The following is an 18,851-nucleotide window of genomic DNA, read 5'->3' as shown; positions in this document are numbered from 1 at the left end:
AAAATGAAAACTTTAAATAAAGTTGCGTCTGTAACGGTTCTTTTCTGGCTGATGAAAATTGTCGCTACCACTTTGGGAGAAACTTTGGGTGATTTTATATCTATGACTTTGCAATTAGGATACGGAACCGGCATGCTAATTACTGCTATATTTTTCACCATTATATTGTCGATACAGCTAACCTTAAAAAAGTATATTCCGGTTGTATTTTGGATGGTCATCATTGCCACAACCACATTGGGTACAGAAATTTCTGATTTTACTGACCGAACCTTGGGCGCAGGATATTTTTTAGGAAGCGTAATGCTTATAACTTTTCTTTTTCTCACGCTCTTTATTTGGTACAAATCGTATCATAATCTTGAGGTGTATCCAATTTTCCAAAAAAGAAAAGAAGTTTTATACTGGATTGCAATATTGTTTTCTAACAGTTTAGGAACTGCTTTCGGAGATTTTTTAAGTGATAATCTCGGGTTGAGTTATTTAAATGGAGCATTGATTACAGGCTGCATTATTATAGTAGTTGTCCTGCTGCATTATTTTACAAGGCTCAATCACGTATTATTGTTTTGGATCGCCTTCATTTTTACCCGTCCCTTCGGAGCCACTTTTGGAGATTTTCTTACCAAACCCCTTTCAAATGGAGGATTAAATCTCGGAACAGCAAATGCTTCTATCGTGTCTCTGATTTTATTATCGATGATGGTAATATTTTCTCATCTGAATTCTTTCAGAAAAAAATCTTCTACCGTCTAAAATTCAGAAATATTGCTAAATCACTTATGAGCTTTGTACTATAAAATTTTAAAAAATAGTACAATGAAAAAGTTAGCATTTCTATTGGCAGCTACTGCAAGCATAAGCTTTACTTATGCGCAAAAAGTTTCAGAAAAGGAAGTTCCTGCCGTTGTAAAATCGGCATTGCAAAAAGAGTTTCCAACTATCAAAACCATTAGGTGGGAAAAGGAAAAAGACAATTTTGAAGCAGGCTTTATACAAGACCATAAAGACTATTCTGTTCTCATCAACCCTTCAGGCAATATTTTGGAAACTGAAAAGGCTATTCCCGTTAATATGCTTCCTGAAAAAGCCAGAGCGTATATCCATCAAAACTATCCCAGTAAGAAAATAGCGGAGTCCGCAAAAATTACTGATGCTAAAGGTAATCTTACCTATGAAGCCGAGGTAGGCAAAAAAGACCTGATTTTCGATTCTAAAGGCCACTTTATAAAGGTTGCTCAGTAGCCAGAACTGCTTTTTTCAAATCTTTTAAACTTGAATAAAAATGTATCCTGATAATGATTGTTCTTAGATTTCTGTTAGGTATAGCATTCCTATTTCCTGCAATGAGTTATGCTCAGCAAACCCTTGATTACTATATACAAACTGCGAAAAGCAATAGCCCGCTAATAAAGGACAACCAGTTTCAATCAGAAGCTGCACGTCTCGAATTAGAAAGGCTAAAGTCCGTGTATACCAAACCACAGGTAGGTATCGTAGCCAATTATCTTATGGCACCGGTTGTAGCCAATAATAATGGTAAAACTTCGCTTCAGTTAAGCCCGGGAAATGCTGATAGCTATTATGGTCAGGATGCAGGGCTTACGAATGGAGGCTTATACCAAGGATTGGTACAAGTAAACCAACCATTATTTATGAAGTCCAGGTTTTCTGCTATTGCAGATGAAGCCGGTATTGGCATAAAAATAAACCAAAATAATATACGCCTGACCAATTTTGAATTGGAAAAAATAATTACCGACCAGTACATCCTTTGTCTGCAGGATATGCACCAGATTGATTTCTTAACGAAATACATCAACATTCTAAAAGATCAGAAAGAGCTCACAACGAAGTTGGTAAACAGTAGCGTAATCAAGCTTTCAGACCTGTCATTGCTCGATATAGAACTTCAAACTCAACTTATTGCGCAGCAAACAATGCAGGCATCTTACAGCAAGAATATATTGGATATGAATGTACTTGCAGGTATACCAGATAGTAATTCATCAAAGAAAATAACACCTTTAGATTTGTTTTTAAACAATGATAATACGGAATCTTCATTTACCGAAAAATACAATCTAGATAGCTCCAGACTTGTTGCACAGCAAAAAATATTTGAACTTAAATATAAACCACAATGGAATTTGTTTGCAAACGGTGGGTTTAATACAACAGATGCTTCGCTCATTTACAGGCGTATCGGTATCAGTGCAGGGGTTTCCTTTACGATGACCTTATTTGATGGCAGGCAGAAAGCGATTAATCGTACCAGAACAAACTTTTTACTTCAAACTACGCAAGCGTATAAAGAAAATTTCCTTAATCAAAATTCGGTACGGAAAAACAATTTCTTACAGCAAATAAATGCTATCGAAGAAAGAATCAGGCTGACCGAAACCCAGGTAAAAGAATATGATAAGCTGTTAGGATACTATAAACAGGAACTGATAAGAGGGCAAATTTCTGTTATCAATTATGTCAATACGATAAAGAACGCTATTGGTTTGGAAAAAGATTTCATCACGATGCAGACCAACCGTCAGTTACTGATCAATGCTTACAACTACTGGAATAAATAGAAAAACAATGAAATATACCACTCTAATCCTATTGTTCTCAGGATTAATTATTACATCCTGTCATCATACAGCGGAGCAAAATCCAGCCGACATAAAACCCGTTGCTACAGTAGATTATACAACAATAGCTACCAGACCGATGGAAGAACAGACAAAACTCACCGCTACATCAGTTTACTTAAAACGCAGTCAGGTTATTGCGCCTATTGCGGGATTTATTACACACGTGTATACCAAATATGGAGATGCTGTCCAAAAAGGACAGGTACTCTTTGAAATAGAAACCAAAGAAAGGTCTGCCATTGGTAATGATGGTTTGAGTGGTGATAATATGTTAAACAATTTTGGAAAAATAAGCATCAAAGCGCCCACTTCAGGTATGGTTACTATAATAGACCGTCAACAAATCGGGGAATATGTGATGGAAGGAAATCCTTTATGCACAATTGTACAGAATAATGATCTTGCCTTTCAACTCAATATGCCTTATGAGTTTCATAATTCCGCAGAAAGAAACAGGAACTGTTTGCTGGTTTTACCCGATGGTTCTAAGTTAAATGCCACTATTGTAAAGCCGCTTACTACGCTAAATGCAATTGATCAAACACAGGCATACTTGCTAAAACCCTCAAAAAACATATTCCTGCCCGAAGGATTGGTCGCTTCTGTATTGCTTACTACCAACAGCAGACAGCACGCACAGGTGTTACCAAAAACAGCCGTTTTAAGCGATGCTTTACTGCAACACTTTTGGGTGATGAAACTGGCAAACGATACTACAGCCATAAAATTACCGGTTATGATCGGAATGAGAAACAAAGATAATGTAGAAATTATTTCACCTGCTTTTTCTTCAACTGATAGGATACTGACCGAAGGAAACTACGGATTGTCGGATACGGCTTTAGTCAAAATAAAAAAACGATGAACAATATGGAGTATCAGAACTATTTCCGCCAGTTTTCAAAACCCATCATTTTTATCGCGTTGATATTGTTGGTTGCTGGTGTTTATTCTTATACAAAGATGCAAACAGCGCTTTTCCCGGAAGTTACCTTCCCCAAGATCAACCTGATTGTAGATAACGGGCAGCAGCCTATTGACAGGATGATGATAACCGTAACCAAACCTATAGAAAGTGCGGTAAAAAGGGTAAAGGGAGTAACGACTGTGAAAAGCAGTACCAGCAGAGGGAGTTCTGTAATTGAGGTTTATTTCAACTGGGATGTGGATATCTATGCCGCCAAGACACAGATAGAAAGCCGTATCAACGAAATCAAAGCTATGCTTCCGCCGGGTGTTGTTATTTCTGCCGAAGCAATGAACCAATCGCTTTTTCCTGTATATGGCTATACCCTTGAAAGTAAGAGTACTGATCTGGTTACGTTGAAAGACTATGCTAACTTGCATGTACGGCCGCTATTTTCACAAGTACCTGGTATTTCAAACGCCATTGTTAGAGGAGGCAAAGTGAAAGAATATGTGGTAAAGCCAGATGCAGTTAAAATGTCTTCCTTGGGTATTACCCCCAGTACTTTAATTACGGTATTCAACAATACAAATTTTATAGAATCGAACGGCAACCTCTCTGATTTTAGAAGATTGTATCTCAGCCTTACCGAAACACGTGTCAATGATATCGAAGCGTTGGAGAACGTCATCGTCAGGTCCGACAGCAACAGGATTATCAAGCTGAAAGACATTGCTGCAATTGAATTGCAACAACAGCAAGAGTTTGTGATTGTCAATGCGAATGGAAACGATGCTGTATTAATAGACCTTGTAAAACAGCAAGGCATCAACCTGCTGGACTTTTCAAAAAATGTGCAAGCTAAAGCGGATGAAATCAGAAAAATATTACCTCCGGGTGTGGAACTGAAAACCTATTACGATCAGTCTGCTTTTGTGGGAGATAGTATACACAGCGTGGTAAAGACGATATACGAAGGTTTACTCCTTGCTATTTTAGTAATGATTGTATTCCTTCGTTCCTGGCGTGCAAGCTTGGTGGTGTTGCTTACCATCCCAGTTACGATAGCTACATCGCTGCTGTTTTTATACTCATCGGGACTTACCATCAATGTAATGTCGCTTGGAGGAATCGCCGCTGCCATTGGTCTAATTATAGACGATGCGATTGTTATCATTGAACAGATTTACCGCACCCACGAAGAACATCCCGAGAAAGATAATTACAGCATTGTAAAACAAGCCATCAAAGATCTGTTTCCGGCGATGGTGGGTTCTTCCTTATCAACCATTGTTATTTTTATTCCGTTCCGGATGATGAGCGGTTTGGCAGGCAGTTTCTTCAAAGAGTTATCAGATACAATGCAGATTGTATTGGTTTGCTCCTTCCTTGTTACCTGGTTTGTGTTGCCAGTATTGCACCTGGCTATTGGGTTTAAACATTCTTCAAAAACGCAACACCCGCATAGTGTCAATACCCATCAATTAAAATGGCTGACCAATTTATTTCATCGCCCCGTTTATGCTATTGTTTTTGTGCTTGTATTGGCTGGCGGTGCGTGGCTGGTTTCAGGCAAACTGGAAACAGGATTTCTTCCCGACCTGGATGAAGGTACCATTGTGATGGATTATTACTCACCAAGTGGTACCAGCCTTGAAGAAACCGACCGTATGCTGCGTGAAGTAGAGCAACTACTTATTCATCACCCAGAAATAGAAACCTACAGCCGAAGAACAGGGATGCGAATGGCATTCAGAACCGTTCCACAAAATTTCGGCGATTATTCTATTCAGCTAAAACCCAATCATCAGCATACAACGGTGGATGTGATTGATGACCTAAGAAAGAAAATCGAAGCCACGCAACCTTCATTGCACGTATCGTTCGGGCAAAGAATTTCTGATTTACTAGGTGACCTGATGAGTACGCCAAGCCCTGTAGAAATTAAAATCTTTGGTGATGACCAGAAGAAGCTGGAACAATTAGCCGCTCAGGCAGGAAATATCCTTACTCATATCAATGGCATTGCAGATATAGAGAATGGTCTGGTACAGGCAGGCCCCTCAATGGTATTTACTCCCAATGTGGAAAAGCTGGCACAGTTTAATATATCACTTACCGATTTTCAAACGCAGCTTACGGCATATACGGGTGGGGTTCCGTTAGGGATTAATGCCAATGGGCCAACGCTAAACCCTGCTCAGCTGGCGATGGCAGGTGACGTACAGTCCGGCAGTATTCAGGATGGAGAACAAATGCGGAGAATATTGATGCGGTTTACTGATTTTAAGGACAACAGCCTGGAAAAGATAAAAAATGACCTGATATTTCTTCCCGATGGTACGACTAAACCATTATCATTTTTCTGTGAAGTACGAATGATTGATGGTGAAACTGAACTGCGCCGGGAAAACCTGAAATCCAATGTAGTACTCACCGCAAGATTGAACAACAGGGATCTTGGTAGTACCATTCAAGAAATACAGCAAACATTTGCAAAAGAACTATCGTTGCCCCAAGGATATACCATAGAGTATGGAGGAGCTTATTCAGAACAGCAGTCTTCTTTCAAAGAATTACTGTTAATCCTGATTACAGCATCTTTATTGGTCTTTGCCGTATTGCTGTTTTTGTTCCGTCACTGGCTCATTTCATTATCGATTCTACTGGTTTCTGTATTAGGAATTTCAGGCTGCCTGATGGCGTTGTATGTTACGGGTATCCCTTTGAATGTGGGAAGTTATACTGGCATTATTATGATTGTAGGCATCATTGCAGAGAATGCCATTTTCACGGTAAACCAGTTTTTCGCCAACTTAAAATCGGGTGCCAGTGTTGACCAGTCCATTCAATATGCGATTGCTTTACGCATCCGACCAAAACTAATGACGGCTATCGGTGCCATCCTGGCATTAATGCCGCTCGCTTTAGGAATTGGTCTTGGAGCTCAGATGCAACAGCCATTGGCAATCGCCGTAATTGGTGGTTTTGTGGCAGGAATCCCTTTATTGCTTTTTGTTTTCCCAAGTTTTATCAGATTAATATACAGAACAAATAAAAGAGACTGATTTATGAAAAATATTTTGTCAAGATTATGTTTTACATTGATATGCTCCATTTTATTTACAGCAAATGTAGATGCCCAGAAAATGGATAGTATTTACTCGTACAAACCACTTCGCTTTCAACCTAAACAACTTATCATTCCATCAGGACTTATCCTAACAGGGATAGCATTTAATGGCAGCGGTCGCGAATCTGTAAAAAATGAATTTGTTGAAGAACGAAATGAAGCTATACCAAAATTCAGAACAAGATTGGATGACTACCTTCAATTTTCACCCATAGCACTAACTTATGGATTTGAAGCCATCGGAATGAAACCCAAAACAGATATTGCTAATCGCTCGGTCATTTTACTAAAAAGCGAACTGATTATGTTTGCATCGGTTGAACTTCTGAAAAACACAACAAAAACCTTAAGACCCGATGGAAGTGCTTACAATTCTTTTCCTTCCGGTCATACTGCCCAGGCATTTGCAGCTGCAACTTTATTATCTGAAGAATATGGTTATCGGTATAAATGGGTACCCTATGTTTCATACGGTTTAGCATCAGGAGTTGGTGCATTAAGAATGGCAAATAACAAGCATTACATAAGTGATGTATTGGTTGCGGCAGGTATTGGCATTCTTTCTACTAAAATAGCCTATTGGACACATCGGTACAAGTGGGGCAAACCTAAAAGAGTTTCTGATTATAAAGACTAACTAAAATATAAAGAGAATGATTGATTGGATATTAGAAAAAGATAAACAAATATTACTGTGGATCAACGGTCATCACACAGATTTTATGGATCAGATAATGTGGTTTGCCAGCGAAAAGTTGAGCTGGATTCCGTTTTATCTTGCTATTTTAATTATATTGATTTTAAAATATAAAAAGCAAAGCTGGTGGATTATTTTCCTTATTCTCCCATTAATTACGTTAAGCGACCAATTGGCAGCATCTATTATTCGTCCACTATTTGAACGCTTAAGACCCAGTCATACAGAAGGATTGCAAAATCTTTTGCATTACGTTAATGGTTATACAGGAGGGCAATATGGTTTTGTATCTGCTCACACATTAAATGTTTTTTCGCTTGCGACTTACCTTAGCAAAGCGACTTATAAAAATATAAGTTGGATGCCTTATATATTATTTCCGTGGGCATTTTTTGTTTCCTATAGCAGAATATATCTTGGAGTCCATTATCCCACAGATGTTGTTGTGCCCATAATGCTTGGGCTCTTGAATGGAACATTATTCTTTTGGATATATAGAAGCTTTAAACCGACCTTTTTAAAAAATTAAATTATGTGGTGGATATATGCATTGCTTTCTGCCTTGTTTGCATCGCTTACAGCAATATTTGCAAAAATCGGTATTACAGGTGTTAACTCTAACCTTGCGACTGCTATCCGAACTGTTATTATATTAATTGTTGCGTGGGGAATAGTTTTAGCCAGAGGCGAAACAAGAGGAATTACAACATTATCAAAACAGAACTTGATTTTCCTCGTGATATCTGGTATTGCGACAGGACTTTCCTGGATATTCTATTTTAAAGCGTTACAAATAGGCAAAGTGTCGCAAGTTGCACCAGTGGATAAACTTAGTGTATCACTAACCATAGTGTTATCGGTATTATTCCTAGGCGAAACATTGACCTTAAAAACGGCAATCGGGGCTTTATTAATTATTGGTGGAACTGTATTATTGATTTTGGAGTGAGCAATGTTTGATAACGTAATAAAATGAAAATATTTAATGATTAAATTTAGTGCTAAAAGAACTTGAGCGGTTAGCCCGTTATCATCGGTAAAAAGTTTGGTTTCATAGCTGTGTTTTATGCACATTGGAAGAAATGAAGAACTCCTCTTGTAGCACCCTCCAGTTGAGTATACCTGTCAACATTATTGATTCCAATGCGAATCGCAATTTTAGACATGGTTAATAGTATTTATAACTTAAAACATAACTGTTGATCAAATCATTTAGCTGTTACTTTGTCCTGTCATCCATTCTAATGTTTATGTAAATAAAGCTTGTCAGTATAGGTCAGATATGAGTCTTTTTCTCCATCGTTAGTCATACTATTCCGGTAAAACAGAATATAACCGAAGCATAAAATTTTTGTTAAAATATGTACATAAACTAGTCAAATAAATTCTTCTGTTTTTCGTTTAAATTATATAGGAACTTTAACTAAAGGACTTTAATTAATACTACGCCATGCAAGCCGTTTATCTGTACATACGAGTCAGTACTGATGAACAGGCTGTAAAAGGATATTCCCAACGCAGCCAGTTGGATCGACTTGTGCATTATTGTAAAGATCACAATCTCATTATTGCCAAAACTATTTTCGAAGACTATTCTGCAAAAACATTTAACCGACCGGAGTGGAACAAGTTGTTCGCTGAACTTAAGCTCACTAAGAACCAATCTTCACTTATTCTCTTTACTTATTGGGATCGATTCAGCCGCAATATTATGGACGCTTATAAGATGTTAGAAAGATTGCAGAATATGAAAGTCTCAATTCAGGCAATTGAACAGCAGATAGACTTCTCAATCCCGGAAAGTAAAATTATGTTGGCAATGTATTGGGCTACTTCTGAAGTAGAAAACGATAAAAGAAGCCGTAATGTACGTTTGGGAATGCAAAAAGCAAGACTGGAAGGAAGATGGATCAATAAGGCTCCTATAGGATATAGAAATAAAATCACATCTGATGGGAAAAAATATATAGCCCTCTACGAACCGGAAGCATATATTATCCGTGAGGCTTTTACAGCTATAGTGAGACAAAATAAATATTGTTTAACTGAAATATACAAGGATGCGGTATCAAATGGGCTTAGTTGTAGTAGAAGTGCTTTTTATCGGTTGGTAAGAAATCCTATTTATTGTGGTAAAATAAAAATTCCGGCATTCGAAGATAAATCTGAAAGAATTGTTGAGGGTACTCATGAGCGTCTTATACCTGTCGTTTTATTTGATCATGTTCAAAGAATAATAAAAGACGCAGATTTAAACCATCCTAAGAAACTAACTTCAAAAAGGATAGTCAATGAAAATTTAATTTTTAGAGGTGTCCTACAATGTCCTAATTGTGGAAATACGCTTACAGGAAGTGGCTCGCAGGGACATACTAAAAAATATTATTATTACCATTGTATGGGACGTTGTTCATACCGGGTAAGAGCTGACGTTATCAATTTGAGTTTTCTTTCATTCCTTAAGAATAATAGAGTGGTAGAACCATTTTTAGAACTTACCAATAGTATCTCAAAGGAAATTTACGGTGAAGAACATCATGATTATATTCAGAAAAAAGAGGAGATAAAGAAAGAAATGGAAAAATTGATTGATAGGGGATTCAATGCACAAAAGCTATTTTCAAATGGGAATATTGACTATGATGATTATATACTAATAAGAAGTCGTTGTCAGGAATCTTTAAAAGATAATACTGATAAATTGAGACAGCAGGCTTTAAAAATAGTGGCTGAAAAACATACAGAAAAGGGAACTGATTACATAATTAACCACTTAGGGGAGTTTTATGAAAATTCAGATACTATAACCAAACAGAGAATTATCAGGTTGTTTTTTCCGGATAAAGTAAAAGTAATAGAAGGGAATATTGAAAAAATGCTATCAGAAAGTGTTCAGACTATATTTGGATTAACTGCTTCAGCTTCGAAAATAAAAGAAATCCACGGTCAGCAGACAGAGCAAGCAATAGTTGAATTTTTTAAAGAATTATATTTTTTAGGGTATGAACAAAACTTAAAAAATATCTAAAAATTGATTGATTAGTTTTTGATTTTTCAGAGTAAAGCTGATATTTTAAATTATATTTATATAAAGTGCTGGAAAACAGGTTTTTGTGGAACTTTTGAAGTGTTCGGAATCCTGTACAGATAACTTTGTGGGCTTGACTTTTCGAACCTTTTGTACCACAGAAACAAAATTATTTTAATATATAGTTGATTTTCAGTTATTTAATATTTTTGAAAAGGTTCGAATCCTGTCAGGTTCGTAGCAACGATATGGAGCTTTAATCGAAAAATCGTCTAAAAAAGATAAAATATTTGTTTTTTAAGAAAAAAATTTTGCTTTAAAAAATAAGGTAAAAGGGTGGAAAGTAATATAAATAGACTGAATAACAAGGATTTATAAATAAAATGACACCATTTGGCCTAAATTGTCCTAATGGTGTCATTAAGTGAACCTGAAAGGATTATCTTCGAACTCTTTACTTATGGATTTAAACTGGATTTTACGATTATGTATTTGACTTACAGGTATTTATGGTTTATAAAAAAATGTTCGAATCCTGTAGCCTTATGTTAAAAGGATTTATTTTTCGAACTTTTATCAATGCATAAATTGTAATAAATATTGTAAAGTGTTGGTATACAGCATATTATTTTTATATTTTTGAGTTCGAATCCTTTAGAGTTATTTGTTTAACGATCAAATCATGATTTAATTTTTGTATTGGAGTTGATATAGCAACTCCAATACAATTTTAGCGCTATGCCAAATTTGAAATTTATTGGACCAGTACAATAAAATTGTCGAGTTCACTTTCTGGCTTTGAGATAAGATGATTCTTATTTTCTATAGAACTTGGCAGTTTCTTCGTCAAATTTTTTAACGTCTTCGGGTTTAAAATATCTTATATCTACTGCACTGCCATTTTCCCATTGCGTTGATCCCATACCGTACATACTGGACAATACATTTGGATTATATGTTCCTTTTAATAAAGCTATTATATCGAAAGCAAATTCTGAAAAGTATGATTCTGCATAATCGAGCTGTATTTTTCTAAAAGTACCATCTGCTACCTTATAGCTTTTCGAGTGTGCATAAAACAAAAGAGATTGATTATCTCTTACTCTTTCTTGCGACTCTCTAAGCAGTATTAATTTGCCGCTATAATATTTTTCTATGGTTTCGCCACGGAGTATATAACCTCCATAAAATCCCCTCATTGCTGCGGCTTCAACTAATTCATCTAGAGCAGCGAAGTCCATTTCGTCTTTCTTTCGAAGCTCATAAAAGACCGTCGCAAAAAAGAAGTTTGGCGGAAGATATAATTTCATAGGGTGGTTCGCAGGTTCCGTATAAGCTAATAGCGGTTTGAGTTTTGTCAATTGCTCTACCGCTTTTTTGACTGCCTTTTTGTTGAATGCAGATTTAACCTCAATTACTCCACGAACATATTCCACAGGAATTGCCATGAACCGTCCTAGTTCAGAAGAATCGGCATTGTTTTCTATCCACAGTACTGGTGATTCTAACTGGTCGTATATAATTACGTCATAGTGAATAAAATTTTCAGCATTTGGTACTCCAGGCGAAATGATGTAACCGGCTGTAACACCATACCGCTTTGGTAAAAATTTGGTGAGCCATTTGCGGAATGCTGATTCTGCTACGTTACCGTGACCTGTCTTTACCTGCCGTTTATTGGAATGCTCCTTTGCATTATCATATGCGGAAAGCATTTCATCCCTTGCTATAAGAAATTGTTTCCAACCTTGATTAGGAATCTGGCTTTTTAGTGGAGAATTATCATGTGCCATTTCTAAATGTTTAGCTATCTAAATTACAAAATTTGTTTTTTGAATTTGAAAAATCTTGTGTACCTCTTGTTTGGCATGTTTTTAACTCATGGTAGTATCTAAGGAATTTATAGAGTTGGCAAAGGACCAACTCTATATTTTGTTTTATCTTCAAAAACTGTGGATCATATTTCAATTGTTTATCCATAGATTTTTAAATTTTTGCAAATTGCTTATTAGGTTCGGGTGTAGTTGAGATTAACAGATTTGTGGGGCATTAACTGTTTAGAATTTTCTCCTCTACGGGGATTGAGCAACTTAGGTGGTGGTCGTTTACGTCTTTTTTTCATCTTCTTTAATTTTAGTTTAAGATTTTGGTTTGGGTAAGTTAACAGGTATAACGTATTTCTAGCATCTCACAAGTTAGCTGTCCAACTTTTATGTTACTAATTTGATAAATAGTTTTAAGTGAATTCGTTAGAATAAATATTTGGAGGATAAAAAATAATATCCGTTCCGTTTTTAGAAATAATTGCTATACTACAAAAGTCACAAACTAGATCGGCCTGTGATAGTTAACCTAACCTATCTTTTCCTAGAGTGTCCTAAAAAAAAAATTAGCGAACAAAATTAATGTGCTAAATAGGTTAAAGTACCGTTTTTGAACGGATTCTGCTTAATGTAGACTGCGTTATTCCGAGGTACGAAGAAATCATACCTAAAGGGACGCGCGCAACGATATTCGGGTATTTTCTTATTAAATGCTGATAGCGTTCTGTTGCACTAAAAACACGTAATTCATTGGCCTTCTCTTCGGCTTTTATATAATAGGTCTCAGTAAGAATTCTTCCGATATAATTGAATTCGGGAAACTGCTGATAGAGCTGCATGAGCTTCTCATGGCTAAGTACAAGAAAACTTGTTTCTTCTATAGCTTCCAAAACTTCAAAAGATCGTTTCTGACTGAAAAAGCTATATACAGAAATTGCTAGATCCCCTTCAAAGAGTAGCCAAGACGTCCTATCCAAAACTGTCAAGGTAGTAGGAGCGTACTAAACCTTTGACAACAAAGAAAAGTGACTTCTGAATTTCATCGATATTAAGTAGAATATGCTTCTTGTTTACTTTTTGCAAATATGTATTTAAGAATAAAGCGTCTCGGAGTTCTGGCGACATGGAATGAATACTATCAAGAAACTTTAAGAGAGTTTCTTTTGCTGAATTTTCTTCCAATGTACTTACCATATTTTTCATTTACACTTTGCAGAAGTTGGATTGGTGGTTATTAATGATAAAGGTAATTTACGATTAAAATTTCAATTAAACATGATTTTTTTTGCTTTTTGTCAAAAAAAATGGTGGGAAATAGTATTTAATTTGTTATTATGAAAACCACACTGCAATTTTTGACCTATGAAAAAGATCTGTTAGAAAAAGTACACTGTATTTCTAGAATTAATACAAATACGCTATATGTATTTCTTTATAGTATTATTATTTTTTATTGTAATACCTAAAACTTATCTGCCAAATCAAGCAACTTCTGTTATGTACTCAAATCTTAGTTAGATGCGAGCGGATAATAATTAACTCACTACGAATAATTAAAACCCTTCATAATCAATGATTAAGAAATAAATTATAGTGTATATTTATTTTTGTTTTATCTCATCACAGTGGGATATATTTTAAAGTGTGGGGCATAATCACTTTAAAAAACAATCATATGAAACAGGCATATAAAAACATTTTATTAACTATTGAAAAGGAAGAGATAAGTATATCAAGGAGCACAAAAAGTGCAATTGATGAAGCTTTTCACATGGTTTCATTTCTTGATAAAACTCTATCTGAATTAAAAGCACAAATCAATCAGAAAGGTTTTGAAAGTATTTTGGACGAAATTACTTTCTTTAAAAGAGTAAAGCCCGAAATTCTGGGCAGGCTTATGTTTTACAATAAGGTAGTAAAAATTGAAGCATATAGCCCTTTAAATTCGGAATTGACCGAAGCTTACTATACGGAGCAGCTTAAGTTACTCAACAAGGAATATAAAAAAAATATAGCTTCTTCAGATTTCTACAGTTATTATCGTACCGGTAGGTCAGACAAAGATGAGTTCTATTATAGACTAGGAAATATAAACTACTTTGATGGAGTCGATAGCTTCTTCTTTGAGGTTGACAGGGATTTCTCGACTTACTACGATTATAAGGTCGCGCAGATCAAGGCTTACGATCTTTATCATTCTTACCTTTCGGGAAAATTTGGCAGAGTTGAACCTACAAATAACGATGATTTAGATATCAGTGAAGATGCCGAATTTTCTTGGACTGATTCGAAGAATGCTCTTATTGAGCTTATTTATGCGCTTCACATTTCAAGAAGTGTTTCAAATGGCCGTGTTGGAATTCGAAAGATCAGCCAGCTTTTTGAGGATATATTCGAGGTAAGTCTCGGTGACATTCATCATGCGTTTTACCAGATGAAATTTAGAGCAGGTCAAAGAGCTCGCTTTTTAAATTCGCTAAAATACAATCTTGAACAATATATGGACAATGATTTATAGATTGGAAGAGAATTAATATATAAGAAGGGTAATCCAACGGGTTATCCTTCTTTTTTTTACCCATACCTAGTCATATCTTACCCATGTAGATGTTTCTAATCCCCTCTCCCAGGCAACAGTCACACAAAGAAAGCCTGAAAAAAAAACTATATCTGACTAGCATATTGGTATGTGCACTGTTAGATTTTGCCGGAAAAACAAGGCCAATTTTGGCTCTGTAAACCAAACAGCAAAAGGCTATGAATATTGACAGAGTTGAATTTTTGAGTTGGATGGAACGAATCATGAAAAGATTCGACGTCCTTGCCGGTGATATCGAAAATAGAGAGAAAAAAAGGCTTAGTATCGACGGCGAAGAATTATTGGACAACCAGGACGTTCTGCAAATGTTAAAGATAACCTACCGTTGTCTGCAACGCTATCGTACCATTGGTAAGATCAAATACTTTACAATAAGCGGAAAAGTTTTCTACAAGAGTTCTGACGTCCACCAGTTTATCCGTGACAGTTACCATGGAGGAAAGTTTACGCCTATGTAGGAACGCAAAAGATAGCGGAATTCCTTCTTAGAATCCTTCCAATAATTTCAAGCACTTAAATACTTTCTATTATGAACGAACAAACTATTTCTAAAGAAAACCAGCCGCAGCAAGTACTTGAAGCTCTTTCCGATATTCTTTTAGTACTTGATAAAAAAAAGAATCGTATCGAGGCGGTAAAGGGTGTGGATGAGGAAGGGAATCTGCAAACCTCTACACCTAAGAAGTCAAATCTTCTGGATTTTATGCGTGTGGATAAGGGGGACGCTATAAGCAATTTCTTTTCGAACTTCTGGCGCCGGCTCAATGATCCATTATCCTTCCGGTTTTTCAGGTCACCTGAAATTAATCTGAATGAAGTTGCTAAGAAGCTACAGAAAGCCATTGACCATCCCACTCCCGAGGGTAATAAGCTTCTTGATGCACTTGAAATCAAATATGACAATAAGTTAAATAATAAAAATATGGAAACAAATCAAACATCGGAGGGCACAGCACCTACAACAGAGAGTAGACCTCAAAAGTACAATGCTCAGGAGATCGACTGGACATCACTTGAAAAACTGAATTTAAATCGTGAACTGCTTGAAAAAAACGGACAACTTGAGAAACTGCTGAAAGGATACAAATCTGATGGGATTTACCGAATTGAAGGGAATTTTGATGGTGTTGTGATGAAAGGAGATGCACGCCTCTCATTACGTAAAGTACAGGACAAAGTTGTCGTGATGGCTCATGGAGTCCGAGTGGAACCAGATCTTAAAAATCAGTTTTATGGCCATTCTTTTACAGCTGAAGATCGGGATAATTTAAAGAAAACAGGAAACATGGGGCGCGTTGCGGAACTTACAAATTATTCCGACGGCTCGAAGGTGAAGGCTCTCATCAGTATTGACAAATTAACCAATGAGGTTGTGTCCTTTCCAGTAGATCTGATCAAGATCAGTGAAAAATTTGGTGGTGTGAAACTCAGTCCGGAGCAAAAAACTGAACTGCTGGAGGGTAAACAGGTCCTTGTGGAAGGTATGGTAAACTCGAAAACGGGAGAAGTCTTCAATCAGCATCTACAATATAACGCCGACGCGAAAAAACTCGTTTTTGTCGGACAGGGGGAGAGCCAACAGCAGGCACAGGTTGAGGGCATCCCTGATGAATTTAGAGGTAAGGTTTTGGATGAAAAGGAAAAGAAGCTTTTGCAGGATGGTGAAGTGATCCATGTGAAAGATATTGTCAATAAAGAAGGCACAAAACTTTACTCAGGCTATGTCTGGCAAAATAAAGAGAGCGGAAGATTAGAATTCGATTTTGATCATCCCAATCAGGAGAAATCTCAAAAACAGACAGAGATACACAAACAGGGGCAGGGGCAAGAAAAAGAGGGGACTTCTACGAATAAAAATGCGGTTCAGAACGGTACTGTGAAGAAGGAAAATACCAGAAAACAAAAAATGAATTGATCCTGATGAAAGCAATTATTGCGGAAAAGCCCTCAGTAGCTTATGAGCTTGCACGTATTGTAGGTGCAACAGATAAAAAAGACGGATATTGTGAAGGCGGAGGTTTTCTGGTGACCTGGGCGCTGGGACATCTGGTAGGTCTTGCTATGCCGGAAGATTATGGGATTAAGGGATTCAATAGGGAGTCCTTTCCCATTATTCCATCAAGATTCAAGTTAATAGGAAGAAAAATAAAGTCGGGTAAAGGCCTTATTGATGATGAGGGATCAAAACGGCAGCTTGCAGTAGTTGAGTCTGTATTTAAGCGGTGCGAAAGTATAATCGTGGCGACTGATGCAGGGCGTGAGGGCGAAGTTATCTTCCGGTTTATCTATCAATACCTCGGCTGCACAAAGCCCTTTGAGCGACTATGGATTAACAGCCTTACCGAAAAGGCGATCATCGATGGATTCAAAAATCTCTTGCCGGGAAGCGATTTCAATGGTCTTTATCTGGCCGGTAAGCAGCGGTCTGAATGCGATTGGCTTGTTGGAATCAATGCTACGCAGGCGCTGACCGTTGCCTTAGGTGATGGACTTTTTTCTCTTGGAAGGGTACAGACGCCCACTCTTGCACTAATTTGTCAGCGTTTTCTAGCGTGTGAATCATTTGAGGTTAAAAACTATTTTCAGCTTGAACTTTCTTCTATAAAAGAAGGTACTCGTATTAAGAGTCTTTCGACAGATAAGTTTGAAGATAGAGAAAAAGCTGAATCAGTAAGGAGGACCTTGGAACGTGTCGGAGTGGCAGAAGTAAAACAGGTAGAACAGAAAGCTGGCACAAGTCAAGCGCCACTGCTATTTGATCTGACAGGACTGCAGAAAGAGGCGAATAAAAAGCTCGGTTATTCTGCTCAGCGAACCCTGGAAATTGCCCAGCAGCTTTACGAAAAGAAATTTATAACCTATCCTAGAACGGGATCCAAATATATTCCCGAAGATGTCTGGCCCGAAATACCTGCACTTATTCTAGCCTTAGGTTCACGATCTTCCTGCAAAGATTCTGTTGCCAATATCAAGTGGGAACGCTACAACAGACACATTGTAAATGATGTTAAAGTCACAGACCATCATGGTATCCTGATTACGGAAAATATTCCGACCCGATTGAACGCTGATGAGGATGCTCTCTATGATATGATCGCTAGGCGCGTGCTTGAAGCTGTTTCGCCTACATGCCATAAAGAAATCACAGATGTGAAATTTGGTATTCTCCATTATGATTTCAATTTGAAGGTTGTCAAAATTGTTTCTGCAGGATGGAAAGTTATTAACGGTGATTTTGATGAGGAAGGTGATGATCTGGTTACTGATTTTCCATATCTGCAAGTAGGAATACAGGTTAAAATAGACAGTTTAGAGGTACTTTCAAAGAAGACCAAGCCTCCAACACTATACACGGACGCCGATTTGCTTCTTAAGATGGAAAATATTGGCGCTACGGTAGAAAATGAACAGGAGCGCAAGATGCTCAAAGGCTTAGGTATTGGAACGCCGGCAACAAGGGCTGCCGTGATTGAAACCTTAATTGACCGCGGGTACGTCAGAAGAGAAAGCAAGGCTATTGTCCCTACAGATAAGGGAATGCTTGTTTACGAAATTGTAGCCGATAAGAAAATTGCTGACGCGGCAATGACTGCGCAGTGGGAAATTGCATTTGAGAAAATCGAAAATGGAGAACTGGATGCTGGGATTTTTCATACTGAGGTAGAGCTGATGGTACAGCAGGTTACCCATGAGCTGCTGAATATTAAAAGAAAATCAGCGAATACCGTTCATCTCAACTGCCCAAAATGCAGCTCCTCAGTAATTCTCGGAGAAAAAATAATCAAATGTACAGATCAGAAGTGTGGCTGGAAATTATTCCGGAACATTTGCGGTGTCCAGTTGCAATACAAAGAAATTGAAGCGCTTTTAACAAAACGGCGGACACCTTTAATAAAAAAAATGGTGGGTAGAAATAAGAAACCATTTAGTGCTTATATCTTACTGGACGGATCTGGTTCGACCACTTTTGAATTTGAAGAAAAAAAGAAACATAAATACAAATAGTTCATGATGTG

The 18,851-nt window shown here is 37.1% G+C and carries 14 protein-coding genes; 13 read left to right on the top strand and 1 reads right to left on the bottom strand.

The window, feature by feature from the left end:
• Positions 1-3 precede the first annotated feature (3 nt).
• The 9 genes from CGB83_RS07435 (at position 4) to CGB83_RS07395 (ending at position 10,413) form a co-directional block, all read left to right on the top strand.
• Positions 4-756: a COG4705 family protein gene (locus tag CGB83_RS07435; RefSeq protein WP_042723207.1), complete on the top strand. Its 753-nt coding sequence runs from the start codon at positions 4-6 to the stop codon at positions 754-756.
• A 63-nt stretch (positions 757-819) separates the two neighbouring features.
• Complete coding sequence (locus CGB83_RS07430; RefSeq protein ID WP_050009682.1) at positions 820-1,245, top strand: PepSY-like domain-containing protein; 426 nt, start codon at positions 820-822, stop codon at positions 1,243-1,245.
• 53 nt (positions 1,246-1,298) lie between these two features.
• Positions 1,299-2,585, top strand: coding sequence for a TolC family protein (locus CGB83_RS07425; protein ID WP_027374782.1), 1,287 nt, complete (start codon positions 1,299-1,301; stop codon positions 2,583-2,585).
• 7 nt (positions 2,586-2,592) lie between these two features.
• Positions 2,593-3,513, top strand: coding sequence for an efflux RND transporter periplasmic adaptor subunit (locus CGB83_RS07420; protein ID WP_157761370.1), 921 nt, complete (start codon positions 2,593-2,595; stop codon positions 3,511-3,513).
• The gene (locus CGB83_RS07415; protein ID WP_027374784.1) at positions 3,510-6,623 is read left to right on the top strand and encodes an efflux RND transporter permease subunit; all 3,114 of its coding nucleotides are present in this window, start codon (positions 3,510-3,512) and stop codon (positions 6,621-6,623) included. Before CGB83_RS07420 ends, CGB83_RS07415 begins: the two co-directional genes overlap by 4 nt.
• 3 nt (positions 6,624-6,626) lie before the next feature.
• Complete coding sequence (locus CGB83_RS07410) at positions 6,627-7,325, top strand: phosphatase PAP2 family protein (RefSeq protein ID WP_042723208.1); 699 nt, start codon at positions 6,627-6,629, stop codon at positions 7,323-7,325.
• 16 nt (positions 7,326-7,341) lie between these two features.
• Positions 7,342-7,914 (top strand): phosphatase PAP2 family protein, encoded by a 573-nt coding sequence (locus tag CGB83_RS07405; protein ID WP_034722844.1) that lies wholly within the window; start codon positions 7,342-7,344, stop codon positions 7,912-7,914.
• Between the two features lie 3 nt (positions 7,915-7,917).
• The gene (locus CGB83_RS07400) at positions 7,918-8,334 is read left to right on the top strand and encodes an EamA family transporter (protein ID WP_027374786.1); all 417 of its coding nucleotides are present in this window, start codon (positions 7,918-7,920) and stop codon (positions 8,332-8,334) included.
• Positions 8,335-8,835: 501 nt separating this feature from the next.
• Positions 8,836-10,413: a recombinase family protein gene (locus CGB83_RS07395; RefSeq protein ID WP_042723209.1), complete on the top strand. Its 1,578-nt coding sequence runs from the start codon at positions 8,836-8,838 to the stop codon at positions 10,411-10,413.
• Positions 10,414-11,228: 815 nt separating this feature from the next.
• Here the strand turns inward: CGB83_RS07395 and CGB83_RS07390 are convergent.
• Positions 11,229-12,206 carry a DUF6602 domain-containing protein gene (locus CGB83_RS07390; RefSeq protein ID WP_100075238.1) on the bottom strand — a complete coding sequence of 326 codons (978 nt, stop codon included), beginning with the start codon at positions 12,204-12,206 and terminating at the stop codon, positions 11,229-11,231.
• Positions 12,207-13,911: 1,705 nt separating this feature from the next.
• Here CGB83_RS07390 and CGB83_RS07375 point away from each other — a divergent pair.
• The 4 genes from CGB83_RS07375 (at position 13,912) to CGB83_RS07360 (ending at position 18,840) form a co-directional block, all read left to right on the top strand.
• Positions 13,912-14,754, top strand: a complete 843-nt coding sequence (locus tag CGB83_RS07375; protein WP_100075235.1) for an RteC domain-containing protein — start codon at positions 13,912-13,914, stop codon at positions 14,752-14,754.
• A 284-nt stretch (positions 14,755-15,038) separates the two neighbouring features.
• Complete coding sequence (locus tag CGB83_RS07370) at positions 15,039-15,293, top strand: helix-turn-helix domain-containing protein (RefSeq protein ID WP_446661297.1); 255 nt, start codon at positions 15,039-15,041, stop codon at positions 15,291-15,293.
• Positions 15,294-15,364: 71 nt separating this feature from the next.
• Complete coding sequence (locus tag CGB83_RS07365) at positions 15,365-16,750, top strand: DUF3945 domain-containing protein (protein WP_100075233.1); 1,386 nt, start codon at positions 15,365-15,367, stop codon at positions 16,748-16,750.
• A 5-nt stretch (positions 16,751-16,755) separates the two neighbouring features.
• Positions 16,756-18,840, top strand: coding sequence for a type IA DNA topoisomerase (locus CGB83_RS07360; RefSeq protein WP_100075232.1), 2,085 nt, complete (start codon positions 16,756-16,758; stop codon positions 18,838-18,840).
• Positions 18,841-18,851: the final 11 nt, after the last annotated feature.

It is taken from the genome of Chryseobacterium camelliae (assembly GCF_002770595.1).
Lineage (GTDB): Bacteria > Bacteroidota > Bacteroidia > Flavobacteriales > Weeksellaceae > Chryseobacterium > Chryseobacterium camelliae.
The sequence above is the reverse complement of the archived record's forward strand: the minus strand, read 5'-3'. Positions and strand labels throughout refer to the sequence as shown.

Bases quoted from the DNA above. Each gene is read 5' to 3' on its own strand.
- CGB83_RS07435 (WP_042723207.1), top strand. From the start codon at position 4: ATGAAAACTTTAAATAAAGTTGCGTCTGTAACGGTTCTTTTCTGGCTG.
- CGB83_RS07430 (WP_050009682.1), top strand. From the start codon at position 820: ATGAAAAAGTTAGCATTTCTATTGGCAGCTACTGCAAGCATAAGCTTT.
- CGB83_RS07425 (WP_027374782.1), top strand. From the start codon at position 1,299: ATGATTGTTCTTAGATTTCTGTTAGGTATAGCATTCCTATTTCCTGCA.
- CGB83_RS07420 (WP_157761370.1), top strand. From the start codon at position 2,593: ATGAAATATACCACTCTAATCCTATTGTTCTCAGGATTAATTATTACA.
- CGB83_RS07415 (WP_027374784.1), top strand. From the start codon at position 3,510: ATGAACAATATGGAGTATCAGAACTATTTCCGCCAGTTTTCAAAACCC.
- CGB83_RS07410 (WP_042723208.1), top strand. From the start codon at position 6,627: ATGAAAAATATTTTGTCAAGATTATGTTTTACATTGATATGCTCCATT.
- CGB83_RS07405 (WP_034722844.1), top strand. From the start codon at position 7,342: ATGATTGATTGGATATTAGAAAAAGATAAACAAATATTACTGTGGATC.
- CGB83_RS07400 (WP_027374786.1), top strand. From the start codon at position 7,918: ATGTGGTGGATATATGCATTGCTTTCTGCCTTGTTTGCATCGCTTACA.
- CGB83_RS07395 (WP_042723209.1), top strand. From the start codon at position 8,836: ATGCAAGCCGTTTATCTGTACATACGAGTCAGTACTGATGAACAGGCT.
- CGB83_RS07390 (WP_100075238.1), bottom strand. From the start codon at position 12,206: ATGGCACATGATAATTCTCCACTAAAAAGCCAGATTCCTAATCAAGGT.
- CGB83_RS07375 (WP_100075235.1), top strand. From the start codon at position 13,912: ATGAAACAGGCATATAAAAACATTTTATTAACTATTGAAAAGGAAGAG.
- CGB83_RS07370 (WP_446661297.1), top strand. From the start codon at position 15,039: ATGAAAAGATTCGACGTCCTTGCCGGTGATATCGAAAATAGAGAGAAA.
- CGB83_RS07365 (WP_100075233.1), top strand. From the start codon at position 15,365: ATGAACGAACAAACTATTTCTAAAGAAAACCAGCCGCAGCAAGTACTT.
- CGB83_RS07360 (WP_100075232.1), top strand. From the start codon at position 16,756: ATGAAAGCAATTATTGCGGAAAAGCCCTCAGTAGCTTATGAGCTTGCA.